This window comes from Psychromicrobium ferritrahens, assembly GCF_043789415.1.
Classification (GTDB): Bacteria; Actinomycetota; Actinomycetes; order Actinomycetales; family Micrococcaceae; genus Renibacterium.
Genome location: NZ_JBDLLW010000001.1, coordinates 323,466 through 349,195, shown reverse-complemented (window position 1 = coordinate 349,195; position 25,730 = coordinate 323,466). Strand labels below are relative to the sequence as shown.

Genomic DNA, 25,730 nt, shown 5'->3' with positions numbered 1-25,730 from the left:
TGACCTTCCATCAACATCTCCTCCTCAAGGCAGGATTTTGGACGGTTTCCTCACATCGGGAGGGCGAGCCATGTGCCAATCCGATGTTACGAGAAATGATCTTTCCTAAGGTGCAGTGCACCGGAGAGATCATTGAAAGGCGGAGGAAATGAATGACCTTGTGACAGTTCGTGGATTTGTAGCGAGCGAGATCAGAAGCAATTTGACGGAGTCGGGATGGCCAGTCGCCACTTTTCGTCTCGGTTCGACCGAACGTCGTTTTGACCGGTTGAAAAGCCAATGGGTGGATTCGGGGACCAATTGGTACACGGTCTCCATGTTTCGAGGCCTGGCTCAAAACGCAGCGTGCAGCGTGCTCAAAGGCGAACGGGTGATCGTCACCGGAAAATTAAAGCTACGGCAGTGGGCCAAAGGTGAGCGCCGAGGGATAGCGCCGGAGATCATGGCAGATGCTGTCGGCCACGATCTAGTGTGGGGCACCGCGAGATTCAAACGGGCAAGCCAGAATCTTGATCTTTCGGAGAACAGAAGCTCAGAAAACAATGGTTCCTCATCACTCCAACAGGCCTCCTTAGCCACTCAGTCCTCAGACGCTGTGACTGAATCAGGGGAAGAACTCGAGGTGAGAAGCAAGGACAAGCTCGCTGCGGATGGCGAATCACCCGGCTGGTTCATCAATCCTGCTGAGGGGCTGCAGTTTAGCGAGGTGGTCACCGAACAGAGCGATGCAAATCCAGGTATCCCCGAAAAAGACGTGGAGCCTGTTTTCTAGACCACCCTGCCATCGGCGGTCTTTAGTCAAAAGGAAGGGAGCCAGATAGCTGGGAACTGAAGCTGGAGTATGACGGCGAAAGCAGCGCACGCTTGGAGAAGATGCCAGCTGAGGCAATGAATCAAAGTGAGTAAATCAAGTCAGCAAATAACGCAGGAAGAGGCGAATCCTAAGCCGAAACGTGCTGAAAGAGCGGCGATGGTGCTGAAGAGATGCGTGAGCTTGACCTCAACTTCAGTTGAGGTTCTAGATTTCTTGTGTGGATATTGATGAGCGGGTAGCGAAGATTGATGAGGGCGTAACGGTGACTAAAGAATCAGTGTGGTCGTCCAGGTATTTGATGACCACGTTGGGGATCTTTTCCATTGTGGTGCTGACCGCATTTGAATCCCTCGCTGTCACCACGATTATGCCTGCGGTGAGCAGGGATCTCTCTGGTGATGCGCTGTACGGCCTGGTCTTCGCCATGACCTATGCAACCGGCGTCATTGGTATGGTTGCCGCTGGCTCTTGGTCAGATCGTCGAGGGCCGAAGGCGCCTCTGCTTCTTGCTATGACCGTCTTTGCTGTGGGCTTGCTTTTGGCAGGAACCGCAAACTCGATGTTCCTGCTGGTTGCAGCCCGTGCTGTACAGGGGATTGGCAGTGGGGCGATCAGCGTGGTGATCTACGTCCTGCTCGCCCGGATCTATCCTTCGGTGTTACTGCCCAAGATCTTCGCTGCTTTTTCGGTGGCTTGGGCTGTGCCCTCAGTGGTCGGTCCATCGATCGCCGGGCTCATCGCTGATCATCTTCACTGGAGATGGGTGTTCTTCGGGGTTCTGATCCTGTTGCCGGTGGCCTTGCTCATGACACTGCCTGGCATCCGAGCCAATGCTTCTGAGATGGGGCCGGGAAATCCCGAAAACCCTTGGGGCAGGAGGTTGCTCTGGGCTTTTGCCGCCGCTGCTGCAACCTTGTGCCTTGGCATGGCTGCGCAGTTCTCCAGAATGATTGCGATTGCCTTTGTCGTGGTCGGGCTCACCGGGCTGCTCCTGTCCATACGACACTTGGTGCCGTCGGGAACCCTGATCGCGAAGCGCGGACTGCCCAGCATTATTCTGCTGCGCGCCTTGATCTCCGGCGCTTTTTCAGTGCCGAGGTTTATCTGGTGTTGGCCTTGGTAGATCATTACGGCCTGACGCCGTCCTTGGCTGGAATCGCGCTCACGGTTGGCGGGGTTTCCTGGACCGTTGCTTCGGTGGCCCAATCTAGATTGACGGATCGGGTCTCCCACCCGCTAGCGGTGCAGAGCGGGACAATATTGCTCTGCTGCTCTTTACTCATGGTGCTCCTCGCTCTCCTGGTGAACTTGCCCGCTGCTATCCTCATGGTGGCCTGGGTGCTGGCCGGTACCGGCATGGGATTCGGACTGGCCCGATTGAGCACCATGGGACTCAGCCAAGCATCGCGTAGTACCCAGGGCGCAGTGTCATCCGCGTTGTCAATGGCTGATTCAATAGGATCTGCTATGGCGCTCGCCGTGGTCGGTGTGCTTTTCGGAGCTATCTCAGGAGCATCTTTGGAAGGCATCGACCAGCAAAGCAGCTTTCCGTTGATCGTGACCCTAGGCATTTCCGTGTTGCTTGCCACTGCTGGAGTCGTCGTTTCTTTCCGGACCAAGGCTCAAGCACTGCGAACCGTTGCGCAGAACCAGCTCATGGCAGAATGAATGAGTGACTAAGATCCAAGCAGCCCCGCAACCCGGCGTCCGGCAACCGCGGAGCCACGAGTTGCCAAGACTTCGTCCGCTTTCCCGGATGCCGCTGAGTCTCGGGCTCGCTCTTGCGCTGGGCCTGGCTCTGTCAGCTTGCACCAATCACACGCCGTCAACGGGGGAGACCACCGCACCCGCTGCATCTCAGCTAGCCAGTGAATCACCGGGTCCTGTCGGTTCCATGGTGACAAAGCTCAATCAGGCCTTGACTGCGCTCGCTGCAAAAAGCCCTCAACCCAGCCAGGACCAGCTTCGCAGCACCCTACAAGGTCTGGGGGTAGCGGCTAAGGACGTTGAGGTCTCGATTTCGAAAACTCCGACAGGGCTGGACGTCGACGCCATCCAAGGTTCGGTCAAAATAGAGAAGTCCTGTGTCATTGGCCAAGTCAGAGAAGGCAAAGTAGCCGTCACTCTGCAGCCAGTGCTCAGCACCGGCAAATGCTTCGTGGGGGATCAAAGCTGATCTCGGTGAGCTTATTCACCGAGAATCCGTTCCCCGTTGGGAGATAGCCCCCTCCACCCACTAGCCTGGAAGCATGGCGGAATTCATTTACACCATGACCAAGGCCCGCAAAGCTGTGGGCGATAAGGTCATCCTCGACGATGTCAGCATGTCTTTCTTCCCCGGAGCCAAAATTGGCGTAGTGGGGCCGAACGGTGCTGGTAAATCGACCATCCTCAAAATCATGGCGGGTCTTGACACGCCCTCCAATGGCGAAGCCCGGCTGAGTCCTGGCTACACGGTGGGCATTCTGCTCCAAGAGCCCCCCCTGAACGAGGAAAAAACCGTACTCGGCAATGTCCAAGAAGGCGTTGGTGAGATCTACGGAAAGATCCAGCGGTTCAACCAGATCTCAGAGGAGATGGCCAGCCCGGACGCGGATTATGATTCGCTGCTGGAGGAGATGGGCAAGCTTCAGGAGGCCATCGACGCCGCTGACGCCTGGGACCTGGATTCGCAATTGGAACAGGCGATGGACGCGCTGCGCTGCCCGCCCGGCGATGCCGACGTCACGGTTCTCTCCGGCGGCGAACGCCGCCGCGTGGCGCTGTGCAAGCTGCTGTTGCAGAAGCCCGATTTGCTGTTGCTCGATGAGCCCACCAACCACCTTGACGCGGAAAGTGTGCTCTGGCTCGAGCAGCACCTTTCCAGCTATGCAGGCGCCGTCTTGGCGGTGACGCACGATCGTTACTTCCTGGATCACGTCGCCGAGTGGATCGCTGAAGTTGATCGCGGTCACCTGTATCCCTACGAGGGCAACTACTCCACCTATCTGGAGAAGAAGCGTGCTCGCCTTGAGGTGCAGGGCAAGAAGGATGCCAAACTTGCCAAGAGGCTTTCTGAGGAACTCGATTGGGTTCGCTCCAATGCCAAGGGACGACAGACCAAATCCAAGGCTCGTCTGGCCCGCTATGAGGAGATGGCCGCTGAAGCGGACCGGACCCGCAAACTCGATTTCGAGGAGATCCAGATTCCGCCGGGACCGCGTCTGGGTTCCCTTGTGCTGGAGGCCACCAAACTCCAGAAGGGCTTCGGTGATCGTGAGCTGATCAATGGGCTCTCTTTCTCCTTGCCACGCAACGGCATCGTCGGGGTGATTGGACCCAATGGCGTGGGAAAGACCACGCTGTTCAAGACCATCGTCGGGCTGGAACCGCTCGACGGCGGTGAGTTGAAGATCGGTGACTCGGTTCGGGTCTCCTATGTCGATCAGAGCCGTGGTGGCATCGACCCGGAGAAGAATCTCTGGGAGGTCGTCTCGGACGGACTCGATTTCATCAAGGTCGGCAATGTCGAAATGCCGTCACGGGCCTATGTTTCGGCTTTCGGATTCAAGGGCCCGGATCAGCAGAAGAAGGCTGGTGTGCTTTCCGGTGGTGAACGCAACCGGCTGAATCTGGCGTTGACTCTGAAACAGGGCGGTAATCTGCTGCTGCTCGATGAGCCCACTAACGATCTGGACGTCGAAACTCTTTCCAGCCTGGAAAACGCCTTGCTTGAGTTCCCGGGCTGCGCCGTGGTGGTCTCGCACGATCGCTGGTTCCTCGACCGAGTCGCCACTCACATCCTGGCCTATGAAGGCACCGAGGAGAACCCGGCGAACTGGTACTGGTTCGAGGGGAACTTCGAGTCCTACGAGGAGAATAAAGTCGAGCGACTGGGCGCTGACGCCGCTCGCCCGCACCGGGTGACTTACCGCAAGCTCACCCGGGACTAGGTTTTCCGGCCGGTCTTTTGATGGTCTGCTGAACCCGCAATAGTCCCCACGTCCGCCCAACGCTCGTGATTCGCGCTGGGCGGACGTGCGGGCTCAGATGTCGGATCAGTGGGCTATCGTCGTCTCGGAGCCATCGTGAGCAAGACTTGAGGAGCAGAGAGCCTAACGCTCAGCCTTGGGCTTGAGTCCTCGGGGTCAAAGCCGCGGAACCCGGATCATTCCCTCTTGGGCTACCGAGGCTACCAGCACCCCCTCGCGGGTGAAGAACTTGCCGATATTGAGCCCGCGTGCCCCAGAGGCACTCGGTGAGGCGGAGACGTAGAGCAGCCACTCGTCCACCCTGGCCGGGCGGTGCCACCACATCGCGTGGTCCAAGCTCGCTACCGACATCCCCGGAGTGGTCCAACTCAACCCGTGAGGTCTGAGTGAAGGCTCCAGCAGGGTGTAGTCACTGGCGAAGGCGAGAGCCGCCCGGTGCAGGTTCGGGTCATCCGGAAATCTGTCCACGGCTTTCATCCAGACAGCTTGATAAGGCTGCCGATCGCCTTCATCGGGCGTGAGGTAGAGATTGCTCCCCACATGGCGGACGTCGAAGGGACGGCGAAAGGTCGCTTTTGCCAGCGGATGGTTAAGACCCGCTAAAAGCTGAGCAGCGCTCGGCAGAGTCTCTGGGTCGGGAATACCCGCGGGCATTGAGTCCTGGTGATCGATGCCGACATCCGGTTCCTGAAAGGAAGCGATCATCGACAGAATAGGCACCGCATTTTGGTAGGCATGAATTCTGCGCGCCGAAAAAGACCTGCCGTCCCGGAGTCGTTGCACTCCGAAGGTGATCGGCAGATCGGCGTCCCCGGCTCGCAGAAAGTAGCCGTGCAGGGAGTGCACCGCACGGCTTTCCTCGACCGTTCGGATCCCGGCGATCAGGGACTGAGCCAGAACCTGACCACCAAAGACACGTTGCGAGTATTGCCGTTGAGAGCTTCCCACGAAGATGTCTTCGTCAGTTTGGGCTCCGCCGGCATTACTGAGGTCTAAGAGCTCCAGAAGGTTCTGCACTGAGCTTGGCGCGTCATCGGTCATAGTTCTAAGCCTAACTCGGGGTGTCCTCCGAGCAGATTTCGGTGAAGCTTCCTGAAGCTGCGATCAGTCTGCCTGGAGTCAGCGCAGGCGGGCGGCTCGCGTGGAACACTTCACGCAGTCATGAGCGGTTAAAGAGCCGTGTCTTTGAACACACTTTTTGGTCTGACTGCTGAGCTTTGCGAAGATGGGGCATGAGCAGTCTTCGCTTCAGCGATCCCCAGACAGTCGCGGATTTTCGCACTTTCGTCAGTCGAGCGCGAGCCGCGGACGACGGCGCAATCCGACTGCAATCCAACGGCACAGTGCTCGCAGCCTGGGTGTGCTCGATGCGGCCACGGCTGCTCGGCGAAGGAACTCCCACCATCCTCGGGTTACGCACCATGGCCCTCGTTGAACACATCAATGCTGGACCGACTGATTCGGAGCAGAGCGATATCGGGCTGGATTGCACAGTGCCTCTGGCAGCGGTCGCCGATCGACTCGCCAGGTTGCATGAGACCGACACCGAGCTGCCGATCCCCACCGTGACGGTCAATGAATCATGGGCGGCGCTCAGCGCTCCTCGGGCCGATTGGCGTCCGGAGATTGAGCTTGCCGCCGATCAGCTCATTGCTGTCGCCAAAGAAGGTGTCCGTGAGATAGCACAAATCATCCCGGTCAATCCGGGCGCGCTCATTGTCAATAATGCGCGGGCCGCGGTCTGGGGCCGCGATATGCCAGGGTTATCGGGTCTTCCCGGGGGGGCGGCCTTCGCAGGTTACGCACTGGGTTTCTGGCGGTCCGGGGAGCACATCACCTTTTACCGCTCGGGTCGCTGGATCAGACTGAGCAGTGCCCACGGACACGTTCTGGTGAGACCGCCGAGCACGCTCTAAGCCGAGTTGACCATGGAGTGCGCAGCGCGATCCAGATAATCCCAGAGGGTGGCGTCCTGCAAAGGGGGTAATTGAAGGGTGTCGAGCGCCTCGCGCATCAGTGTGAGCCAGCGATCCCTGGCCTCGGGCGTGATGGTGAAAGCGGCGTGACGCATCCTCAACCTGGGATGGCCGCGCTCTTCCAGATAGGTGCGAGGACCGCCCCAGTACTGTTCTAGGAAGAGCAGCAGTCTGCGTTCCGCCGGAGCCAGATCCTCTTCCGGGTACATCGGGCGAATCAACTCATCCGTTGCCACCCTGAGATAGAACTCGTGAACGAGTTTTTCGAAGGCCTGGTGGCCGCCTACCTGCTGATAGAAATTCTCCGGAGGAGCCTCGAAGCCGCCCACCGGGGTCAGCCGCGCCAAAGGCTCGCCGAATCGGGAGGGAATCGGGATGTCGTTCGCTTCGCTCATCTTCAATCGCCTGCTCGTTGACCGGGATGCTGTTTTGAAGCCTCTTCACTGTCAGTTTGTGGCCGACCAGTGCTGGAAGCCTGTGGTGCGTTGTCCGATGCCTCGGCCGGGGGCTGATACTCGCCTTGCGAACGGTTGCCGACTCGGAGGATTTCACCGTTGCGCAAATACCAGATAGCGCCGTCCTCACCACGGACTGTGGTGATGCGCAGCCCTACCGATTCCACCTTGCCCACGACTTCAGAGGTTTCAATGACATCGCCGATGCCGTACTGATCCTCGATGGTGATGAAGACGCCGGCCAGGAAGTCTCTAATGAGCTGCTGGCAGCCGAAGCCCACCGCCACACCGACGATTCCGAAACTCGTGAGCAGCGGCCGGACATCTACATGAAAACTGAGCAAAATATAAATGGCGACAATCACCACTATGACGAAGCCCAAGAGTGAGGTCAGAATAGAACCGATGGTTTTCGCCCGTTGAACCTTGCGTTCCGAGTCCCAGGGGCGCAGTACGGGCTCAGCCCAGCGGAAGCCCCGTCGCCGAAAAAGCGAGCTGCCTTGAATCAGCCGGCCCACTGTTCGACGAATGATAAACCTACCGAGCAACCAGAAAATCAAGCCAATCACAATGCAGATGGCCGAACTTATCCAGCTGGTCAGTGCGGGGTCGTCGGTCCAGGTCATCTCAGTCGGCGCTCCTCTCAGGGCGGAATGGATCTCGCGCTTTTACCATTCTTGCAGCATTACGCTGGGTACTATGCGACTTCTTATTCTTGGCGGCACGATGTTCCTCTCTCGTACGGTTGCCCGGCTGGCGGTAAAACGTGGGCACCAGGTCACCGCCTTGGCCCGCGGCAGCCAGCCGGTACCGCGCGGCGTCGAACTGGTCCGCGCGGACCGGAACGACGGCGTCGCCGCCTATCAGACCTTGCTCTCCGACGAGACGCGGAACTGGGATGCCGTGCTGGAGGTCTCTCGCGACCCCGAGCAAGTGAACTCGGCAGTGCAGGCTCTGCGTGGCCGCGTAAAGCACTGGGGATTCGTCTCTTCTGTTTCGGTCTATGCGGATCAATCCCAGCCGGGTGGTGATGAATCGGCTGAGCTGTTGCCCGAGTGGCAGCCCGGCCAAGATCTCCTGGAGCACTACGGCGAGGCTAAGGTGCGCTGCGAGAACATCCTCCGAGAAGAATTTGGTTCCCGGCTGCTGATCGCCAGGCCGGGGCTAATCGGTGGTCCAGGGGACCCGAGCGATCGCTATGGGTACTGGCCCGCTCGCTTCGCTCGCGATGATTCTCCGGTGCTGGTGCCGGATCTACCGGCCGCGCAGAGCCAGTTGATCGACGTCCGGGACCTGGCCTCCTGGCTGCTGGATGGTCTGGAGCGCGAACTGAGCGGTATTTTTGACGCTGTGGGTGCGCAGGTGCCTGTGCAGACCGTCCTTGGCGCAACGATTGAGCTCACCGGATATCGAGGGGAGATCCGGCTGGCTTCGCCAGACTGGCTAGTGCAGCAGGGGGTGGCCTATTGGGCTGGTCCGAGATCGCTGCCGTTATGGCTTCCCGAAGAAGCTCAGGGTATGTTGCAGCGGAAAGGGGAAGCCGCACAACAAGCCGGATTGACGCTGCGGCCCTTTGACGAAACCCTGCAAGCGGTCCTTGCCGATGAGCGATCCCGCGGTCTGGACCGTGAACGCGGTGCTGGCCTGAGCCTCGCTGAAGAAGCCGAATTGATCGCGCTTCAGGAGGCCGGGAGCACCAAGGGTTCGTGATGCACCGGAAAATTCACGCTCCTAGCGATGAAACACTTCTGCGAAGCCTCTCGATGAAGCTCCTGGGCTAATGATTCCTGCGCCGGATCAGCCAATCCAACCCTTGGACGCAGCGTGACAGACTCGAATTGGCCGCTGCCATCCGCATTGAGAATCATGGTGCCGACGGCGTCGTCGGAGTAGCTGATAACTCGCACATTGTGAAGCACCGCGACGTGTAAGTAGGAGAGCATATGGCACTCACTGAGCGCTCCGAGCAGTAGTAATTCAGGATTCCAGCGGGTTTTGTCACCGTGAAAGGTCGGATCGGCAGAGCCCAGCAACTCGGGCAGGCCGGGTGCATTGATCGTATGGTCCCGACCGTAATCCCGGTAACCGGAGGTCCCTGTGCCGCGGTTTCCGGTCCATTCCACGCTGAGTCCGTAGTGGTGTTCATTGAGGCCCATAACGCGATCTTACCGTCCGTTCTTTTCCTCATTCTCATTATTGCGAGCAGCCGCAAGCTGAGCGAGATCCCACTAAAACGGCAGGTACTGAGGCATTGAGTTGTGTTGCCGCGGGGTCTTTAAAACGCTGAAGGCAGAGCCCGGTCCAGTGCTGGGGCTCCGCCTTCAAACGGTCAGCTGGCTTTAGCGATCGGCGGCTTGCGCCTTCAATGCACGCAGCACGCCGTCACGGCTTTCTACTATCAGGCGGCGAAGCGCTGGCGTTTCCTGGCCGAGCGCCGCCAAGAATTCATCGGTGGCGTCCAAGGTGTCCTGGGAAACTAATCCACTCGGGTAGAGTCCGTTGACGATACTGGACGATATCTCGTGCGATTTCTCCGCCCAGATCCTTCGAATAGCACCGAAGTACTCGGCGACGAAAGGCTTCAGCAGTGAGTTGTCATGCACTCGGTTGAAGCCAGCGATCGTGGCGTTCAATGCTGCATTCGGAAGCTCGCCGTCAACCACGACCTGCTGCCATGCCCGCCGCTTTGCCTCCGGAGTGGCCAGCGCCGCGGTGGCGGTCGCTGCGGCGAGCTGACCGTTTTGAGTGGCATCCCGCTCCAGTTCCGCGGTGATATCGGCTTCACTTAGCCGCCCGCCCGCGGAGAGCGAGGTGATGAGCGCCCAGCGCAGATCCTGATCGATCTCCAGTCCTTCCACCCGGTAACTCCCGCTGAGCAGATCCGCGACGATATCGAGATGCTCAGCGCTCTGTGCCAAGATGGCGAAAACCCGGGCGAACTGCAACTGGGAATCCGAGCCCGGAGCTGCCGCCGTCAAAAGTGACCACAGCGACTCAGCGGCTGACAGCTTGGTTTCGTGCTGGAACTCAGGGGCCACGTAGAAGGCGAGAGTGCTCTGCAATTGATTGAGCAGCACAGTGACAACTGAGGAGTCAGATTCGGAACCGATATTGGCCAGCACCAGGTCGACGTACTCCCGTGCCGGGGTCTCGCCATCGCGCGTCGCGTCCCAGGCCGAGGCCCAGACCAAGGTGCGTGGCAAGGAGTCCGCGAAGTCCTTCAAATGGGCTTTGGCCGTTGCCAGGGAGAGCTCATCGAGACGGATCTTCGCGTAAGCCAGGTCGTCGTCGTTGAGCAGAATCAGCGCGGGGCGCTGCAAGCCAGCCAACTCGGGGACCTCGGTGCGTTCGCCCGCGACGTCGAGCTCTACTCGGTGGGTGCGCACCAGCTTCCCGGCGTCGTCCAGATCGTAGAAGCCGACGGCCAGACGATGTGGCCGGATAGTCGGATACTCCGCAATCGCGGATTGCAGAATCGCGAAACCCTCGATCGTGCCCTCGACGTCGGAGATCTCAGCGCGCAGCGTGTTGACGCCGGCTGTTTCCAGCCAGAGCTTTGACCACTCCTTGAGATCACGGCCGCTGGAAGCTTCGAGTTCGGAGAGCAAATCGTGCAATTCGGTGTTGCTCCACGAGTGCTTCTGGAAATAGCTCCGCACTCCGGCCATGAACTCTTCTTGACCAACCCAGGCGACCAGCTGGCGGAGCACCGATGCGCCTTTCGCGTAGGTGATGCCATCGAAATTGACCTGAACGTCTTCCAGATCACGGATCTCCGCGACGATGGGGTGAGTGGAGGGCAACTGATCCTGCCGATAAGCCCAAGATTTCTCCATCGATGCGAAGGTAGTCCACGCCTGCACGAATTCGGTGTTCTCGGCGGCCGCCAGAGTCGACATGAACTCGGCGAACGACTCGTTGAGCCAGAGGTCGTTCCACCAGCGCATGGTGACCAGATCGCCGAACCACATATGGGCCAGCTCATGCAGAATGGTGATTGCGCGACGCTCGATAAGCGCTTCGGTCACCTTGGAACGGAAGACGTAGCTCTCCAAGAAGGTGACAGCTCCGGCGTTCTCCATCGCCCCGGCGTTGAACTCCGGGACGAAGAGCTGATCGTATTTGCTGAACGGGTAGGGCTTGCCGAACTGCTTTTCGAAGAACTCGAATCCTTGACGGGTGAGGCTGAAGACGTTCTCGGCGTCCAGATGCTGCATCAAGGACTTCCGGGCAAAGACGCCGAGCGGGATGATCCTGCCGTCCGCGCTGGTCAGTTCGCTCCGGACGCTCTGGTAAGGGCCAGCGATCAGCGCGGTGACGTAGGAGGAAAGCCGCGGGGTCGGTTCGAAGGTCCAGGTGCTACGAGCGCCGCCCTCGGTGTCCGAGCCGTCTTCCACGGGCACCGGGGTGGGGGAGTTGGAGATCACGTCCCAGTGCGATGGAGCGGTCACCGTGAAGCTGAAGCTCGCCTTGAGATCGGGCTGCTCGAAGACCGCGAACACCCGGCGTGAATCCGGAACCTCGAACTGGCTGTAGAGATAGACTTCCTGGTCGACAGGATCCACGAAGCGGTGCAAGCCCTCGCCGGTATTGGTGTACAAAGCATCAGCGACCACGACGAGTTCGTTCTCGGCGGCTAACTCGGGGAGCTTGATGTAAATGCCGTCTGAGACGTCCGCGGGGTCCAGCTCCGCGCCATTGAGAGTGACCGAGTGGACTTTGTCGGTGATTGCGTCAATGAAGCTGCTAGCTCCGGCCTTGGCGCTGAACCGGACGGTCGTGGTGGAGCCGAAGACCCGAGCTCCACGAGTCAGATCCAAGTGAACGTGGTAAGAATCTACGCTGAGCAATTCCGCGCGAGTGCGCGCTTCATCCCGCGTCAGGTTCATTCCTGGCATGGTGAGCCTTTCAAATGAGGGCAACGCCCGGACTTTACCGGGCAGCTATGGGGCCATTCTTTCATCATGCTGACAGACTGGAGTAATGGCACTTAACCTGGCAATCATCGGCGATGGCTCCATCGCCTCGGATCTGCGCGGCTATCTGCGAGATCACTCGGAGATCAGGCTTCTCGGAGCGGTGAGCCGCCATGAACTTTCCGCGCAGAGCGTAGCGGAGGGGGTGCGTCGGCTGGAGTTCGAGGCGGCTTTGAGAGATTCCGACGTGATCGTGGAGGCCGCTGGGGTCAATGCGGTGGGAGAGTATGGCTCGCGCATCGTAGCTGCCGGCAAAGATTTTCTGGTCACCTCGATCGGGGCCTTTGCGGATCCTCGACTCAGGAAGACGGTGCTGGACGCAGGTCCAGGAAGAGTCTTCCCCACCACCGGGGCGATCGGCGGCCTGGACCTGCTTGCCGCGGCGGCAGCGAGTGAGGGGATCGACCGGGTGCATCTACAGACCCGGAAGAAGCCTGCCGCTTTGCTCCAGGTGTGGATGAGTGACGCGGAACGGAAACAGCTCCTGAGCTGCGAAGACGAACTCGCCCTCTTCCAGGGTTCTCCCGCTGAGGCGATTAGCAGGTACCCGGCTTCGCTCAATGTTGCGGTAGCCCTGGGCCTCGCGGTGGGGGATCTGGAGAAGGTCTTAGTGACCCTAACCGCTGATCCGGCCGCTGAATTGACGGAGCACATTATCTCTGCGGAAGGCGATTCAGGGAGTTACCGCTTCGAGATCCGGAATCAGCCCAGTACCCGGCAGCCGAGTAGCAGCGGTCTCACGGCACGCTCGCTGTTAGCCGGGCTGCTGCGGCTCGTGCATCCCGCAGGCAGGTTCATCTGAGCTTGAAGGGAAAGCAGATTGATGAGTGATCACCGCTTTGATCGCAGATTTCTCAGCTTCGGGCTGGGCTTCCCCTGGGCTGTGGCTCTGTGTTTCGCCGTTCTTGCGCTGCTCTTCCGCAGTGCGGTACCCGATCCACTCGGCATCCACTGGGACGGCGAGCACGCCGATCTGACCTTGAGCTTCCCGGTTTTCGTGCTGCTCAGCGCGCTTTGCATAGGGACTCTGGGGTCGATCTGCGGCGTGCTGGCCGGGCTGCGGTTGTCCAGACGCTGGCTGAGACGATTGCTGATGGGACTCGCGGTCTCGCTGAGCCTCTTGCCGGCCTCCTTCGCTGCGGCGTTGCTGATCGGGCAACGAGGTCACTCCACCGCTGAGGACGGGGCAGCGGATTCGGTGGTTTTTGCGCTGGGGTCCGGTGCCGCTCTGGCGCTGGGGGTGATCATGATTTTCGTGTATCAGCCCTTGCCCCAATGGACTGATCGGGACGACAGAGCCTTGGCCGCGGAGCAGGCAGCACTCGCAGGGGAGGGGGAGCTGAGCTATTGGCTCAGCGCACGGAGCTCAACTTTTGTGATGCTCGCGATGCTGGTGTTCTTGCTGGGCGGACTATTGCTCATCCTCTCACCGTGGTGGTCGCTGCTTCTGCTGATTCTGGTGCTTTTCCTGGCCGTGAATCTTTTCGCCAGGGTCTCCATTGACATTGACGGAGCTTCACGGGAGGCCGGAAGGGTGAGCCGGTTACTGCGGGTGAGGATCGCCGGATTGCTGCCGGTGCTCAGCTTCCGGCTCAGTGAACTCAGCACACTGGAATCGGCGAGTATCGGGCTCTGGGAAGAAGGTGGACCCGGGCTGCGAATGCATGCTGGTCAGGCGCAGTTTGTGGTGCGGGACGGCGCCGCTCTCCGGCTGGATTTCGGTACCAGCGGTTCCTTATTGCTCGGCGTCCCGGACCAGCAGCGGGCCATGGACCTGCTGGAAAATCTCCGGCGCTCTCGCCAGAAACCACAGGAAGAAGCTGATTCCTGAGTCGGATTTCTGAGATTTTCAACAGCGCGGAAAACTCTTCTCATCGCGGTAGGCTGGTGTTCATGACCACCCCGCGCATTCATCTTGGAACCGATCACGCCGGCATGGAGCTCAGCGCTCATCTGATTCAGCATCTCACCGCCAGCGGCTACCAGGTCGTCGACCATGGGCCGAAGAGCTACGACGCCGAGGACGACTATCCGGTGTTCTGCATCCACGCCGCGCAGGCCGTGATGCAGGATACTGAGGCGGGCGTTTTTGCTCTGGGCATTGTGCTGGGGGGCTCGGGCAATGGTGAGCAGATCGCCGCCAACAAAGTGAAAGGCATTCGTGCCGCGCTGGTGTGGAATCAGGAGACCGCGAAATTGGCCAGAGAGCACAACGATGCCAATGTGGTCGCTGTTGGAGGACGCCAACACAGCGTTCAGGAAGCAACCGAATTGATCGAAACCTTCCTCCGGGAGCCCTTCAGCGAAGCGGAAAGGCATGTTCGCCGGATCGCAAAAATCGCGGCTTTCGAGCAAAGCGGAGAAATCTCCGACTAGAACGCCAGCCAATGCCTGAGGGACATACGATTCACCGATTGGCTCGTCAAGTCAATGACGTTTTCGGTGGCCAGAAAATCTCAGCGAGCAGCCCGCAGGGCCGGTTCGCCGCCGGTGCTGAAAAGATCGACGGCAGAATTCTGGAGCGCGCTGCCGCCCATGGTAAGCAGCTCTTCCTGAGCTTTGAACACGAACTGACTTTGCGCGTGCATCTGGGTCTGTATGGCGCCTGGGATTTCGGCGGCGATGAGAACTTCCGCGGTGCGTCCAGCATCGGTGCGCCCCGCCGAATCGGAGAGCGCGAGCTCCTTGGCCCGGCGGAAAGCTATGCTGGACCGCCGACTCCGCAGGGAGCGGTTCGCCTGCGGTTGACGACTGAGCACGGCTGGGCTGATTTACGCGGGCCCAGCGCTTGCGAGCTGTTGACTCCGGAGGGCCTATCAGCTCAGCTGGCTAAACTCGGCCCGGATCCGCTGCACGGCGAAAACGTCGGCGAGGCCGTTTTTATCGGGGGAGTGAGCGCGAAGCGGACTCCGATCGCGAGCCTGCTGATGGATCAGACGGTCGTCGCGGGGATCGGAAACATCTATCGAGCCGAGCTGCTCTTCCGAAACCAGATCGACCCCTGGACGCCGGGAAATAAGCTTGATCGGTTGACGTTGCAAAAGCTCTGGAAGGACGCCGGAGTGCTACTGCGCCGCGGTGTCCAGGACGGTAGGATCATCACTACCGAGCCGGCCGATCGGCTCAGCTCCGGGGAATTGCACTACGTCTACAAGCGCCAGGGTTCGCAGTGTCTGCGTTGCGGAACTGGAGTGCTGCTGGTCGAACATGCGGGGCGCAAACTCTACTACTGCCCTGGTTGCCAGCAGCCTCAATGATTCGATACTCCGGAGCTTTCGCTCCAAGGGGGAAATTGGAGGGGATGACGGGAATCGAACCCGCGTAATCAGTTTGGAAGACTGAGGCTCTACCATTGAGCTACATCCCCGAAGGACAGAGATAACTACATCATACTTAGCCGCTAGGCTGTCAAGCTGAGAGCCGCAACGGGCGTGTTGAACGGCTAAATCTTCATCCTTTTGAGTCCCAATGTGCACAGTGGGCGCTTAGGCCGTAGACTTGTCGAGCGTCACGGGGCGTAGCGTAGTGGCTAGCGCGCCTGCTTTGGGAGCAGGAGACCGCAGGTTCGAGTCCTGTCGCCCCGACACAGCAGTACCAAGCAAGTCCACATAGTTGAAATCAACATCCATCTCAGGAGTAATACTCAGTGAAGAGCGCTGTCGAAAACCTCTCGCCCACCCGGGTCAAACTCGACGTCGAAGTTTCGTTTTCGGAACTGAAGCCGAGCATCGATGAGGCCTACAAGACCATCTCGGAGCAGGTTCAGATCCCGGGCTTCCGCAAGGGTAAGGTTCCTAACCGGTTGATCGACCAGCGCGTGGGCCGCGGTTACGTGCTGGAAACCGCCGTCAACGAAGGCCTCAACGGCTGGTACCAGAGCGCTGTGGAGGAGACAGGCATCCGCCCGTTGTCCCGCCCAGAGGTGGAGATCACCGAGGTGCCTGATCCCTCCGCCACCGAAGGCGAACTGAAGTTCCAGGTTGAGGTGGATGTTCGCCCCGAGGTTGAACTCCCCGATTACTCCGGCATCGCCGTCGAGGTCGCTGCGACCGAGAAGTCCGAGGCCGATGTGGAGAAGGCCCTTGACGATCTGCGTGGTCGGTTCGGCACCCTGGTGCCAGCAGATCGCCCCGCCGCCAACGATGATTTCGTGACGATTGATATCACCGCCAAGATCGACGGCGAGGAAGTCGACTCGGCAACCGGCCTCTCTTACCAGGTGGGTGCGGGAACCATGCTGGAAGGTCTCGATGAGGCCATCACCGGTCTGAGCGCCGATGAAGAGGCGATCTTTGACACCAAGTTGGTCGGTGGCGAGCACGCCGGTGAAGAGGCCCAGGTGACCGTGAAGGTCACCGCCGTCAAGGTCCGCGAATTGCCGACCGCCGATGATGACTTCGCTCAGCTGGCCAGTGAATTCGATACCCTGGCTGAGCTCCGTGCCGACCTTGAAAAGCAGGTCAGCCAGTCCAAGACCGTTGAGCAGGGTGTTGAGGCCCGCGATAAGGTGCTCGAGAAGCTCGTCGAACTGATCGAGGTTCCGGTACCGGAATCCGTCGTCGAAGAGCAGCTCGAGCAGCACTTCAACCCGGCCAACTCCCACGGTGAGGAAGAACACGACACCGAAGAGCACCGCGCGGAAGTGCGCGAGAACGCAACGCGTTCCTTCAAGAACGAGATCATCCTCGACGCAGTGGCCGATCAGGAAGAGATCACCGTCTCGCAGGCTGAGCTCATTGATTACATCGTGAATTCCGCCGGTCAGTACGGCATGGATCCGAACCAGTTCGCTCAGATGCTTGACCAGTCCGGGCAGGTTCCCCTGGTGGTCGGCGAAGTTCGGCGACGTAAGGCACTGGCCGTGGTGCTCGGGCAGGCCAAGGTCACTGACGCCGAGGGCGCCGAGGTCGATCTCTCAGAGTTCGTGAAGCCCGCCGTCGATCCTGATCTGGAAGCCGCTCTGAACGAAGCCGCCGGGGTGGCTGGCAGTTCCGAGGGACCGGAAGATGTCCCGGTCGGTCCGGCCGGCGACGATCCGGGTGCTGCGCGCTTCTAAGCGCAGTCTTTAGCTATTTATTCAGCCGCCGTCCTACTCCTCCGAGTAGGACGGCGGCTGGTTTTGTCGGTGCTGCTGGCTAGACTTTCGCCATCCCGCGTCGAATGCAGTCTGTCGTAAAGCTGGGTTTACCTTGCTGGGCCGCTGTCGATTTGAAGACCCGGAAGGAAGATGGATCGAGAGCAACGACTGGGAATTCCGAGCTTTCGGTCGCTGACTCCTCCGGCTATTCAGCCAACAGCAGTATGGGTGCGCCGTCAGCGAACAGTGCCGTTTTGCGGAAGATATCAGCCCCGGAAAAGGCTACTGTCCATGTAGCGATACAGGTCCAATGAGATGAGTGAGAAACCATGACTGAACTGGTAAATACTGAATTGGTAAATTCCGTTCCCGCGGCGCCACGAATGGCTGCTGAACTGGGAGGTCAAGATGACTATGTTTACAATCGCCTGCTCAAGCAGCGCACAATCTGGCTGGGTTCCGAGGTCCGTGACGACAATGCCAATGTGATCTGCTCGCAGTTGCTTTTGCTGGCTTCTGAGGACCAGGAAAAGGACATCTACCTTTACATCAACTCACCCGGTGGATCAGTGACGGCGGGCATGGCGATCTATGACACCATGCAGTTCATCCCGAACGACGTCGTCACCGTGGCCACCGGCCTGGCCGCCTCGATGGGGCAGTTCCTGCTCTCCTCGGGGGCCAAGGGCAAGCGCCACGCCACGCCTAACGCGCGGATTCTGATGCACCAGCCCTCCGGCGGTATCGGCGGCACCGCCTCCGATATCAAGATTCAGGCTGAGCTGATCCTGCACATGAAGAAGGTGATGGCCGAGCTGACCGCTGAGCAGACCGGGCAGACCGTCGAGCAGATCCTCAAGGACAACGATCGAGATAAGTGGTTCACCGCAGAAGAAGCCCTGGAATATGGATTCTTCGATAAGATCAGCGCCCATGCCGGCTCAGTCGCCGGTGGCGGCGGAACCAACGCGAAGTAGAGCAGAGAGAGAATCATGACGACCAATTTCACCGCAGCCGGCTCGCCCACGATGTGGGCTCAGGGCATGGGCGGAGCAGCCCAGAACCTGCCTACCTCGCGTTATGTGCTCCCGCAGTTCGAAGAGCGCACTCCCTACGGGTTCAAGCGCCAGGATCCCTACACTAAGCTCTTCGAGGATCGGATCATCTTCCTGGGAGTCCAGGTGGACGACGCCTCCGCTGACGACATCATGGCCCAGCTCCTGGTGCTCGAGTCCACCGATCCGGATCGCGATATCACCCTGTACATCAACTCCCCGGGTGGCTCCTTCACCGCGATGACCGCGATTTACGACACTATGCAGTACATCCGGCCTGAGATCCAGACCGTCTGCCTCGGGCAAGCGGCCAGTGCGGCGGCTGTTCTGCTCGCCGCAGGAACTCCGGGAAAGCGGCTCGCGCTGCCCAACGCTCGGGTACTGATCCACCAGCCCGCTCTCTCCGGCGGTCAGGGCGGACAGGCTTCCGATCTGGAGATCCAGGCGAATGAAGTGATGCGGATGCGCACCTGGTTGGAAGAGACTCTGGCCAGCCACTCCGGACGGACTCCCGAGCAGCTCAATAACGACATTGAGCGGGATAAGATCCTGACCGCGGCTGAAGCATTGGATTACGGCCTGATCGATCAGGTACTGGAATCCCGGAAGCTCAAGCCGGCGGCCATTACGAAGTAATTTCATCCTGAGTTCGGCGACGCACAACGCCGGGGTAGGCCATATTTCTGGCTCACCCCGGCGTTTGACGTCGCATCGGATGAAATTTGCCCTAGAGTGGAAATCTGTAAGCGGTAATTGCGAAAGGGAATGTGATGGCTCGAATGGGTGAGAGCACTGATTTGCTCAAGTGCTCTTTCTGCGGAAAGAGTCAGAAGCAAGTACGTAAGCTGATCGCCGGACCCGGCGTCTACATCTGCGACGAGTGTATTGAGCTGTGCAACGAGATCATCGAGGAAGAGCTCGCTGAGGTCGCCGATCTGGGTAATTTTGAGTTGCCCAAGCCGAAGGAGATCTTCAACTTCCTTCAGGAGTACGTGATTGGCCAGGAACCAGCCAAGCGTTCGCTGTCGGTCGCCGTTTACAACCACTACAAGCGCATCCAAGCCGGTTCCAAAGGCCAGGCGCTGGCCGACGGTAGCCATCACGACGACGTCGAGATTGCCAAGTCCAATATCCTGCTGATCGGCCCCACCGGCTGCGGCAAGACCTATTTGGCGCAGACCCTGGCTCGCCGGCTCAATGTGCCCTTTGCGGTCGCCGATGCGACCGCACTGACCGAGGCCGGTTATGTGGGCGAGGACGTTGAGAACATCTTGCTCAAGCTCATCCAGGCCGCTGACTACGACGTCAAAAAGGCAGAGCAGGGCATTATCTATATCGATGAGATCGATAAGATCTCGCGGAAGAGCGAGAACCCTTCGATCACCCGGGATGTCTCCGGTGAGGGCGTTCAGCAGGCGCTCTTGAAGATCCTGGAAGGCACTGTAGCTTCGGTGCCACCGCAGGGCGGACGCAAGCACCCGCACCAGGAATTCATCCAGATCGACACCACTAATGTGCTCTTCATCGTGGCCGGCGCCTTTGCCGGTCTGGAAGAGATCATCGGCGCCCGAGCCGGAAAGAAGGGCATCGGCTTCGGTGCGCCGCTCGGCACGCTGTCCGGGGAAGAGATGAGCTACGGCGATGTGATGCCGGAAGATCTGCTGAAGTTCGGTTTGATCCCGGAATTCATCGGACGCCTGCCGGTGATCACCACTGTTTCGCATCTCGACCGCGAGGCGCTGATCCAGATCCTCACCGAACCGAAGAACGCCCTGGTCAAGCAGTACCAGAAGATGTTCCATCTGGACGGCGTCGAGCTCAGCTTCGAGGACGACGCGCTCGATGCGATCGCTGACCAAGCCCTGGAGCGAGGCACCGGAGCCCGCGGCCTGCGCGCCATCCTGGAGGAAGTGCTGCTGCCGGTAATGTTCGAATTGCCGAGCCGGGACGATATCGCCTCCGCTGTGGTGACCGCTGAAGTGGTTCGTGACGGCGGCCAGCCGACTCTCATCCCGCATGATGTAGTGGCCAAGCGCCGTAATAAATCGGCCTGAGCAGGGCTTTAAACGGATCGGAATACCATGAGTCAGCAACCCTACAACGGGCCAGCCGCTGCTCAGTCTGCGATGCACCCGAACCAGCCTTACCCGCAGTTTTTCGGTTCGCCGGCGCTTACGGGAACCAGAGCGACCACCGCAGGGCAGCAGATCCTAGTCTGGCTGCTCGACGGATTGATCTTCGGCATTCCGCTTGCCATCCTGTCCTTCCTCGCTTTCTTACCGTTGCTCTTCAAGATCGGAGAACTGAGCAGGGTCAAGGTGAAGAGGTATAGCGCCCGAGCCAGCGAGGCCCAGTTGAACGAGATTCTCGTCCTGGTATTTCTGGGGATCGGCATTGTCATAGTGCTCTCGCTAATTTACTACTTCATCTACTGGTGTCTGATCGCCACTCGGGGGCGCACTCCTGGAATGTCCATCTTGGGGCTTCGGCTGGTTTCCTGGGACACCGGACAGCCCATCGGTTGGGGTCAGGCTTTTCTGCGGGGAATCATCGTAGTTTTCGGCTCTTATGTCACCGGTGGAATAGTCGGTCTCTTGTTCTGGCTTTCGCCGCTTTTCGATTCGACCACCGGCTGGGCGCAGAGTTGGCAGGACAAGCTCGTCAAGGCCGTGATGATCGATACTAAGAACGGCCGCGATCCTTTTCTGCAGCCCTAATCTCAGAAATTCCGAATCATCGGCTCAACTTTGCTGCGAGAGCCGATTATTCGGATCGCTGAAGAGGAATGTCTTGATCCATTGAGTCGTTGTGCCTATCGACAATCGTTCAATAAGGAGCTAAAGCATGTCTGAACTCGGTCGCGCAAGCGATGAAATCAACACCCCCAATAAGGCGGACTTTTGGTTTGATCCGCTTTGTCCCTTTGCCTGGGTGACCTCGCGATGGATCGGCGAGGTGGAGAAAGTACGAGGCATTGAAGTCAGCTGGCATGTGATGAGCCTGTCGGTGCTGAACGAGAACAGAGATGAACTCTCTGACTTCTACAAGGATTTGATGCAGCGTGGCTGGGCACCGGTGCGTGTGGTCATCGCTGCGCAGCAGCTGCACGGCGATTCGGTGGTCAAACCGCTTTACGACGCACTGGGCAAGCGAATTCACAATGAGGGCATCGAAGACTTCCGTGAAGCTATCAAGGGTGCTTTGGCGGAGGTGGGATTGCCCGCCGAGCTGATTGACTACGCTGATAAAGACACCTACGACGAGCAGTTGCGCGCCAGCCATGAGGCGGGCATTTCTCAGGTGGGCCAGGAAGTGGGAACCCCGGTGGTGTCCTTCAATGGCACAGCGTTCTTCGGCCCAGTACTGACCAGGATTCCCCGGGGCGAAGACGCCGGAAGGATCTGGGATGCTGCTCTTACCCTCGGTGAATTCCCTTCGTTCTTCGAGCTCAAGCGCACTCGTACCGAAGCTCCGCAATTCGACTGAGTTCGTAGGCCGTCCAATGCTGAGAAACCTCGGGATGGCGAGAAGTTAAACCAGAAGCCGGTGGCCGCTCTCCTCGGAGAGCGGCCACCGGCATTGTCGTGCTACTAGGCCTGTGTTTACTAGATTTGGGCGGGCTCTTCAGCTTCCGCGAGCACGACGTCGGAAACAGTCAGTTCCGCGCCCTCGCTCAGCTCGATGTCAGCGGCATTGGCCGCTGCTTTCAAATCGGCCAGGCCGTTCTGCAACCGCAGCAACTCTTCCGCGGGAGCACTGATCCGAGCACTCAGCACCTCGGTGCGCTGCTTCACCTTTGCTTCGGATTTAGCTTTACGCAAGCCACTCAGTGCGCTTCCCAGCGTGCCGAGCATCTGGGTGTCGCCGCCGTCGTAGTGAACCGCCGAAGGCCAGGCTGCCTGGTGCACTGAACCGCTGCGCCACCAGGACCAGACCTCTTCGGTGGCAAAGGGGATGAAGGGGGCGAAGAGCTTCAGCAGAGTGTCCAGCGTGGTGGCCAGGGCAGCCAGCACGCTGGCCTGTTCGGCCTCTCCGGCGGCGCCGTAAGCCCGGTCCTTGATCAGTTCAACGTAGTCGTCGGTGAAGGACCAGAAGAAGCTCTCCGCGATATCCAGTGCGCGGGCGTAATCGTAGGACTCGAAAGCCGCGGTCGCCCGTTCCACCACCTCGGCCAGCTGAGTCAGCAGTGCGAGGTCCAGGGCGTTGCCGAGCACTTCGCTGCGCCCGGCATCACTGAGCACATCGGCTTCGCTAGCGCCGAGATTCAGCACGAACTTCGAAGCGTTCAGCAACTTGATCGCGAGCCGACGGCCGATCTTGATCTGACCGGTATCGAAGGCGGTGTCAACGCCCAGCCGAGCCGAGGCCGCCCAGTAGCGCACGGCGTCCGCACCGAACTGCTCCAAGGTGTCGGTGGGCACCACGACATTGCCCTTGGACTTGGACATCTTCTTACGATCCGGGTCAAGCACCCAGCCTGAGATCGGTGCGTGCCGCCAGGGTGTGGCACCCTGCAGAGCATCGGCTCGGACCATCGAGGAGAACAGCCAGGTGCGGATGATCTCGTGCGCCTGCGGGCGAAGGTCGAAGGGGAAGACGCTCTTGAAGAGCTTCTCGTCCCTGCTCCAGCCGCCGACGATCTGCGGGGTCAGTGATGACGTCGCCCAGGTGTCCAGAACATCCGGGTCACCGGTGAATCCACCGGGCTGGTCGCGCTGTTCCTCGCGGTAGCCCGGAGCGGGTTCCGCGGCTGGATCGACCGGCAGGGCTTCGTCAGCGGGCAGAATGGGGTGATCATAATCCGGTTCACCCGCGGAGTCCAGTGGATACCAGGCCGGAATCGGAACACCGAAGAAGCGCTGCCGGGAGACCAGCCAGTCTCCGTTGAGTCCTTCAACCCAGTTCTCATAGCGGGCGCGCATAAAGGCCGGATGGAATTCCAGTTCCTTGCCACGCTCGATGAGCTTTTCCCGGCGCGCTTCGTCCCGTCCGCCATTGCGGATGTACCACTGCCGGCTGGTGACCACCTCGAGGGGCTTATCGCCCTTCTCGTAGAAGTTCACCGGGTGAGTGATGGCTTTCGGCTCGCCGTCCAGTTCACCGCTGTCGCGCAGCAACTGAACGATGGTCTCTTTGGCGCTGAACGTGGTCTTACCGGCGAGGGCCGCGTAATGGGTCACGCCGGTGCCAGTGATCCAGGCGGGCGTATCGGCGATGATCCGACCGTCGCGGCCGACAATGGGCCGGGTGGGCAGTTGTAATTCACGCCACCAGGTGACGTCGGTCAGATCACCGAAGGTGCAGACCATCACTAGGCCTGAGCCTTTATCCGGCTTGGCCAGCGGGTGTGCCTTGACCTCGATCTCCACCCCGAAGAGCGGCGAGGTCACGGTGGTGCCGAAAAGGGACTGATAGCGTTCGTCATCGGGATGCGCCACCAAAGCGACAGCAGCTGGAATCAGCTCGGGACGGGTGGTCTCGATATATACCTGATCGGCGGTGCCTTCCGGCAGCCCGGTGCGGTGGAAGGCGACCCGGTGGAAAGCTCCTGGGCGTTCCCGGTCCTCCAATTCGGCCTGGGCGACAGCGGTCCGGAAGGTGACGTCCCAGAGCGTGGGGGCCTCAGCCATATAGGCGTCGCCCGCGGCGAGGTTCGCCAGGAAGGCGCGCTGGCTGATCGCGCGCGAGGCCTCGTCGATGGTCCGGTAACTCAGATTCCAGTCAACGGAGAGGCCCAGGGTGGTGAAGAGATCTTCGAAGACTTTCTCGTCCTCCACAGCGAGTTCCTCACAGAGCTCGATGAAGTTGCGCCGCGAGATCTGAATGAAATCGCGTTCGTTCTTGGCGGGCTCAGCGGGAGCACTGAAGGCGGAGTCGTAGGGAATCGAGGGGTTGCAACGCACCCCGTAGTAGTTCTGCACCCGTCGCTCGGTGGGGAGGCCGTTATCGTCCCAGCCCAGTGGATAGAAAACATTCTTGCCGCGCATCCGCTGGAATCGAGCGATGACGTCGGTCTGGGTGTAGGAGAACATATGCCCGACGTGCAGCGAGCCCGAGGCGGTCGGGGGCGGGGTGTCGATGGAGAACACCTCTTCGCGGGAGGTCTCCGCGTTGAACAAGTAGGTTCCCTGCTCTTTCCAGCGAGCGGAGAGCTTACTCTCGAGGCCCTCCAGGGCGGGCTTGTCGGGGACGTTGTTGAGGGAGTTTGCGGGCGTGTCTGTACCCGGAATGTTTTCAGCCATACCTAGATTGTTTCACGGACCGACAACTCCCAAGCCCCACCTAGCCCCTCTCAAACCAGCCGTCCCATTGAATGTGACAAAAGTTGCCAGTGTGAAGCTAAATCCGAAACATCTGCAACTCTGGTAACACTCAGTGGGACAGCTGGATGTGGAGTGACCTCCTCCACAGGAGTTGGGGGCGGGTTTTCCCCACAATTGCCAGACCGAAGCTGTCGACTCGGACTTTTATTGCAAAAGTGAAAAGCATGGATGAAGTAGAACGTATGATGACGAAGAATCACGGAATCTGCCGATTCAGTCATCTCAGAGGTTTAGGTTTGACCCGGTACCAAATTCGAGATCTCGTGGACGCCGAATTTCTGCGAAAAACTGCTCGTGGCACCTATTCGCTTCCGAATGCCGACCCTGTGCTGGTTAAAGTAGCCGGTCTGAATCTCTCAGTGACCTGCGTGTCCGCTGCGACTTATCACGATTTATGGGTACTTAGAGCGCCAGTGCAGATTCACGTCGTCGTGGACAAAGGCCGGCATGTTCCGGATTATGTGATGCACCGAGGTCATAGAAACTCCCGGCAGTTGGTGGCTCCGGTCCTTGACACAGTGGTTCACGCCCTACGGTGCCTACCTGGTCTCGAAGCTCTGGTGATTGCGGAATCCGCCGTCATCAAAGGTGCTCTGGACCTCGCAGAATTACTGATGATGTTTTCCGGTGAGCGAGATTGGAAGATCAGGCAGCTAATAAATCAGCTAGACCTCCGATCAGGATCGCCGATGGAAACCGTCGCGAGGGTACTGATGCTCAATGCCGGTTTTGCGATTGAGGTTCAAAGGTTCATCAGCGGTGTGGGCAGAGTGGATTTTCTGGTGGAGGGGACCCTGGTTGTCGAGATTGACGGCTATGACTTTCACTCATCAAAAACTCAGTTCGACAATGATCGACGCCGCCTTAACGCGCTCAGTCAGATGGGTATCCCCTTGCTGCGCTTTTCAGGCAAACAAGTGATATCCGCTCCGGAAGAGTTCGTTCAACGGATTAGGGACACGCTAAAAACAGCAAACACCCTGAAAAGCAGGCCAACTGTCCCACCGAATGTTAAGTGAGTGACAGATGTTAAGGACTTTTGGTGTACATCTGCATCTTCAGCAACACTCAGTGGGACAGCTG

Annotated in this window: 24 protein-coding genes and 2 tRNA genes; 19 read left to right on the top strand and 7 right to left on the bottom strand. The window is 59.4% G+C overall.

Annotation, left to right across the window (positions count from 1 at the left end):
- The first annotated feature begins 148 nt into the window (after positions 1-148).
- From ABDK06_RS01625 to ettA, 5 genes are all read left to right on the top strand, one after another.
- Positions 149-772: a single-stranded DNA-binding protein gene (locus tag ABDK06_RS01625; protein ID WP_394938237.1), complete on the top strand. Its 624-nt coding sequence runs from the start codon at positions 149-151 to the stop codon at positions 770-772.
- 259 nt (positions 773-1,031) lie between these two features.
- Positions 1,032-1,937 carry an MFS transporter gene (locus ABDK06_RS01620; protein WP_394938235.1) on the top strand — a complete coding sequence of 302 codons (906 nt, stop codon included), beginning with the start codon at positions 1,032-1,034 and terminating at the stop codon, positions 1,935-1,937.
- Positions 1,922-2,482, top strand: coding sequence for an MFS transporter (locus ABDK06_RS01615; RefSeq protein WP_394938233.1), 561 nt, complete (start codon positions 1,922-1,924; stop codon positions 2,480-2,482). Before ABDK06_RS01620 ends, ABDK06_RS01615 begins: the two co-directional genes overlap by 16 nt.
- 4 nt (positions 2,483-2,486) lie before the next feature.
- Positions 2,487-2,990 carry a DUF6993 domain-containing protein gene (locus ABDK06_RS01610; protein WP_394938231.1) on the top strand — a complete coding sequence of 168 codons (504 nt, stop codon included), beginning with the start codon at positions 2,487-2,489 and terminating at the stop codon, positions 2,988-2,990.
- 73 nt (positions 2,991-3,063) lie between these two features.
- A complete protein-coding gene (ettA, locus tag ABDK06_RS01605; RefSeq protein ID WP_394938229.1) occupies positions 3,064-4,746 on the top strand; it encodes an energy-dependent translational throttle protein EttA in 1,683 nt (560 codons plus the stop codon).
- 195 nt (positions 4,747-4,941) lie between these two features.
- Here ettA and ABDK06_RS01600 read toward each other — a convergent pair whose 3' ends face one another.
- Complete coding sequence (locus ABDK06_RS01600) at positions 4,942-5,826, bottom strand: acyl-CoA thioesterase (RefSeq protein WP_394938227.1); 885 nt, start codon at positions 5,824-5,826, stop codon at positions 4,942-4,944.
- 191 nt (positions 5,827-6,017) lie between these two features.
- Here ABDK06_RS01600 and ABDK06_RS01595 point away from each other — a divergent pair, with 191 nt between their 5' ends.
- Positions 6,018-6,701: a hypothetical protein gene (locus ABDK06_RS01595; protein WP_394938225.1), complete on the top strand. Its 684-nt coding sequence runs from the start codon at positions 6,018-6,020 to the stop codon at positions 6,699-6,701.
- Here ABDK06_RS01595 and ABDK06_RS01590 read toward each other — a convergent pair.
- Together ABDK06_RS01590 and ABDK06_RS01585 are read right to left on the bottom strand one after the other, a co-directional pair.
- A complete protein-coding gene (locus ABDK06_RS01590) occupies positions 6,698-7,156 on the bottom strand; it encodes a globin (protein WP_394938223.1) in 459 nt (152 codons plus the stop codon). The genes ABDK06_RS01595 and ABDK06_RS01590 overlap by 4 nt on opposite strands.
- A 2-nt stretch (positions 7,157-7,158) precedes the next feature.
- A complete protein-coding gene (locus tag ABDK06_RS01585) occupies positions 7,159-7,842 on the bottom strand; it encodes a mechanosensitive ion channel family protein (RefSeq protein ID WP_394938221.1) in 684 nt (227 codons plus the stop codon).
- Between the two features lie 73 nt (positions 7,843-7,915).
- Here ABDK06_RS01585 and ABDK06_RS01580 point away from each other — a divergent pair, with 73 nt between their 5' ends.
- Positions 7,916-8,926 (top strand): NAD-dependent epimerase/dehydratase family protein, encoded by a 1,011-nt coding sequence (locus ABDK06_RS01580; protein ID WP_394938219.1) that lies wholly within the window; start codon positions 7,916-7,918, stop codon positions 8,924-8,926.
- Here the strand turns inward: ABDK06_RS01580 and ABDK06_RS01575 are convergent.
- Together ABDK06_RS01575 and pepN are read right to left on the bottom strand one after the other, a co-directional pair.
- On the bottom strand, positions 8,896-9,372 hold the full coding sequence (locus tag ABDK06_RS01575; RefSeq protein WP_394938217.1) for an OsmC family protein: 477 nt from the start codon (positions 9,370-9,372) through the stop codon (positions 8,896-8,898). The two genes, ABDK06_RS01580 and ABDK06_RS01575, sit on opposite strands and share 31 nt — an antisense overlap.
- A gap of 183 nt (positions 9,373-9,555) precedes the next feature.
- On the bottom strand, positions 9,556-12,114 hold the full coding sequence (gene pepN / locus ABDK06_RS01570) for an aminopeptidase N (RefSeq protein WP_394938215.1): 2,559 nt from the start codon (positions 12,112-12,114) through the stop codon (positions 9,556-9,558).
- Positions 12,115-12,199: 85 nt separating this feature from the next.
- On the opposite strand from pepN, the gene ABDK06_RS01565 reads away from it, so the two are divergent.
- The 4 genes from ABDK06_RS01565 (at position 12,200) to ABDK06_RS01550 (ending at position 15,449) form a co-directional block, all read left to right on the top strand.
- Positions 12,200-12,994, top strand: a complete 795-nt coding sequence (locus tag ABDK06_RS01565; protein ID WP_394938213.1) for an aspartate dehydrogenase domain-containing protein — start codon at positions 12,200-12,202, stop codon at positions 12,992-12,994.
- A gap of 21 nt (positions 12,995-13,015) precedes the next feature.
- Entirely contained in the window at positions 13,016-14,023 is a 1,008-nt protein-coding gene (locus tag ABDK06_RS01560) for a hypothetical protein (protein WP_394938211.1), read from the top strand.
- Positions 14,024-14,085: 62 nt separating this feature from the next.
- Positions 14,086-14,568, top strand: coding sequence for a ribose-5-phosphate isomerase (locus tag ABDK06_RS01555; RefSeq protein ID WP_394938209.1), 483 nt, complete (start codon positions 14,086-14,088; stop codon positions 14,566-14,568).
- Positions 14,569-14,579: 11 nt separating this feature from the next.
- Positions 14,580-15,449, top strand: coding sequence for an Fpg/Nei family DNA glycosylase (locus ABDK06_RS01550; RefSeq protein ID WP_394938207.1), 870 nt, complete (start codon positions 14,580-14,582; stop codon positions 15,447-15,449).
- Between the two features lie 36 nt (positions 15,450-15,485).
- On the opposite strand, the gene ABDK06_RS01545 is transcribed toward ABDK06_RS01550, so the two are convergent.
- Positions 15,486-15,559: transfer RNA gene (locus ABDK06_RS01545), tRNA-Gly, on the bottom strand.
- A 144-nt stretch (positions 15,560-15,703) separates the two neighbouring features.
- Between ABDK06_RS01545 and ABDK06_RS01540 the strand changes: the two genes are divergently transcribed.
- The 7 genes from ABDK06_RS01540 (at position 15,704) to ABDK06_RS01510 (ending at position 21,810) form a co-directional block, all read left to right on the top strand.
- Positions 15,704-15,776 (top strand) — tRNA-Pro (locus ABDK06_RS01540).
- Between the two features lie 62 nt (positions 15,777-15,838).
- Positions 15,839-17,248 (top strand): trigger factor, encoded by a 1,410-nt coding sequence (tig, locus tag ABDK06_RS01535; RefSeq protein WP_394938205.1) that lies wholly within the window; start codon positions 15,839-15,841, stop codon positions 17,246-17,248.
- 404 nt (positions 17,249-17,652) lie between these two features.
- Positions 17,653-18,246 (top strand): ATP-dependent Clp protease proteolytic subunit, encoded by a 594-nt coding sequence (locus tag ABDK06_RS01530; protein WP_394940774.1) that lies wholly within the window; start codon positions 17,653-17,655, stop codon positions 18,244-18,246.
- A gap of 15 nt (positions 18,247-18,261) precedes the next feature.
- Positions 18,262-18,960 (top strand): ATP-dependent Clp protease proteolytic subunit, encoded by a 699-nt coding sequence (locus ABDK06_RS01525; protein WP_394938202.1) that lies wholly within the window; start codon positions 18,262-18,264, stop codon positions 18,958-18,960.
- A 134-nt stretch (positions 18,961-19,094) separates the two neighbouring features.
- Positions 19,095-20,378, top strand: coding sequence for an ATP-dependent Clp protease ATP-binding subunit ClpX (gene clpX / locus ABDK06_RS01520; RefSeq protein WP_394938200.1), 1,284 nt, complete (start codon positions 19,095-19,097; stop codon positions 20,376-20,378).
- A gap of 27 nt (positions 20,379-20,405) precedes the next feature.
- A complete protein-coding gene (locus ABDK06_RS01515) occupies positions 20,406-21,041 on the top strand; it encodes an RDD family protein (RefSeq protein WP_394938198.1) in 636 nt (211 codons plus the stop codon).
- Positions 21,042-21,168: 127 nt separating this feature from the next.
- Positions 21,169-21,810 (top strand): mycothiol-dependent nitroreductase Rv2466c family protein, encoded by a 642-nt coding sequence (locus ABDK06_RS01510; protein WP_394938196.1) that lies wholly within the window; start codon positions 21,169-21,171, stop codon positions 21,808-21,810.
- A gap of 119 nt (positions 21,811-21,929) precedes the next feature.
- On the opposite strand, the gene valS is transcribed toward ABDK06_RS01510, so the two are convergent.
- Positions 21,930-24,566 (bottom strand): valine--tRNA ligase, encoded by a 2,637-nt coding sequence (valS, locus tag ABDK06_RS01505; RefSeq protein WP_394938194.1) that lies wholly within the window; start codon positions 24,564-24,566, stop codon positions 21,930-21,932.
- Between the two features lie 245 nt (positions 24,567-24,811).
- On the opposite strand from valS, the gene ABDK06_RS01500 reads away from it, so the two are divergent.
- Positions 24,812-25,666, top strand: a complete 855-nt coding sequence (locus tag ABDK06_RS01500) for a DUF559 domain-containing protein (RefSeq protein WP_394938192.1) — start codon at positions 24,812-24,814, stop codon at positions 25,664-25,666.
- The last annotated feature ends 64 nt before the right edge of the window (positions 25,667-25,730 follow it).

Bases quoted from the DNA above. Each gene is read 5' to 3' on its own strand.
- ABDK06_RS01510 (WP_394938196.1), top strand. From the start codon at position 21,169: ATGTCTGAACTCGGTCGCGCAAGCGATGAAATCAACACCCCCAATAAG.
- valS (WP_394938194.1), bottom strand. From the start codon at position 24,566: ATGGCTGAAAACATTCCGGGTACAGACACGCCCGCAAACTCCCTCAAC.
- clpX (WP_394938200.1), top strand. From the start codon at position 19,095: ATGGCTCGAATGGGTGAGAGCACTGATTTGCTCAAGTGCTCTTTCTGC.
- ABDK06_RS01575 (WP_394938217.1), bottom strand. From the start codon at position 9,372: ATGGGCCTCAATGAACACCACTACGGACTCAGCGTGGAATGGACCGGA.
- ABDK06_RS01585 (WP_394938221.1), bottom strand. From the start codon at position 7,842: ATGACCTGGACCGACGACCCCGCACTGACCAGCTGGATAAGTTCGGCC.
- ABDK06_RS01530 (WP_394940774.1), top strand. From the start codon at position 17,653: ATGGCTGCTGAACTGGGAGGTCAAGATGACTATGTTTACAATCGCCTG.
- pepN (WP_394938215.1), bottom strand. From the start codon at position 12,114: ATGCCAGGAATGAACCTGACGCGGGATGAAGCGCGCACTCGCGCGGAA.
- ABDK06_RS01555 (WP_394938209.1), top strand. From the start codon at position 14,086: ATGACCACCCCGCGCATTCATCTTGGAACCGATCACGCCGGCATGGAG.
- ABDK06_RS01500 (WP_394938192.1), top strand. From the start codon at position 24,812: ATGGATGAAGTAGAACGTATGATGACGAAGAATCACGGAATCTGCCGA.
- ABDK06_RS01595 (WP_394938225.1), top strand. From the start codon at position 6,018: ATGAGCAGTCTTCGCTTCAGCGATCCCCAGACAGTCGCGGATTTTCGC.
- ABDK06_RS01600 (WP_394938227.1), bottom strand. From the start codon at position 5,826: ATGACCGATGACGCGCCAAGCTCAGTGCAGAACCTTCTGGAGCTCTTA.
- ettA (WP_394938229.1), top strand. From the start codon at position 3,064: ATGGCGGAATTCATTTACACCATGACCAAGGCCCGCAAAGCTGTGGGC.
- ABDK06_RS01590 (WP_394938223.1), bottom strand. From the start codon at position 7,156: ATGAGCGAAGCGAACGACATCCCGATTCCCTCCCGATTCGGCGAGCCT.
- ABDK06_RS01565 (WP_394938213.1), top strand. From the start codon at position 12,200: ATGGCACTTAACCTGGCAATCATCGGCGATGGCTCCATCGCCTCGGAT.
- ABDK06_RS01550 (WP_394938207.1), top strand. From the start codon at position 14,580: ATGCCTGAGGGACATACGATTCACCGATTGGCTCGTCAAGTCAATGAC.
- ABDK06_RS01525 (WP_394938202.1), top strand. From the start codon at position 18,262: ATGACGACCAATTTCACCGCAGCCGGCTCGCCCACGATGTGGGCTCAG.
- ABDK06_RS01515 (WP_394938198.1), top strand. From the start codon at position 20,406: ATGAGTCAGCAACCCTACAACGGGCCAGCCGCTGCTCAGTCTGCGATG.
- ABDK06_RS01580 (WP_394938219.1), top strand. From the start codon at position 7,916: ATGCGACTTCTTATTCTTGGCGGCACGATGTTCCTCTCTCGTACGGTT.
- ABDK06_RS01560 (WP_394938211.1), top strand. From the start codon at position 13,016: ATGAGTGATCACCGCTTTGATCGCAGATTTCTCAGCTTCGGGCTGGGC.
- ABDK06_RS01625 (WP_394938237.1), top strand. From the start codon at position 149: ATGAATGACCTTGTGACAGTTCGTGGATTTGTAGCGAGCGAGATCAGA.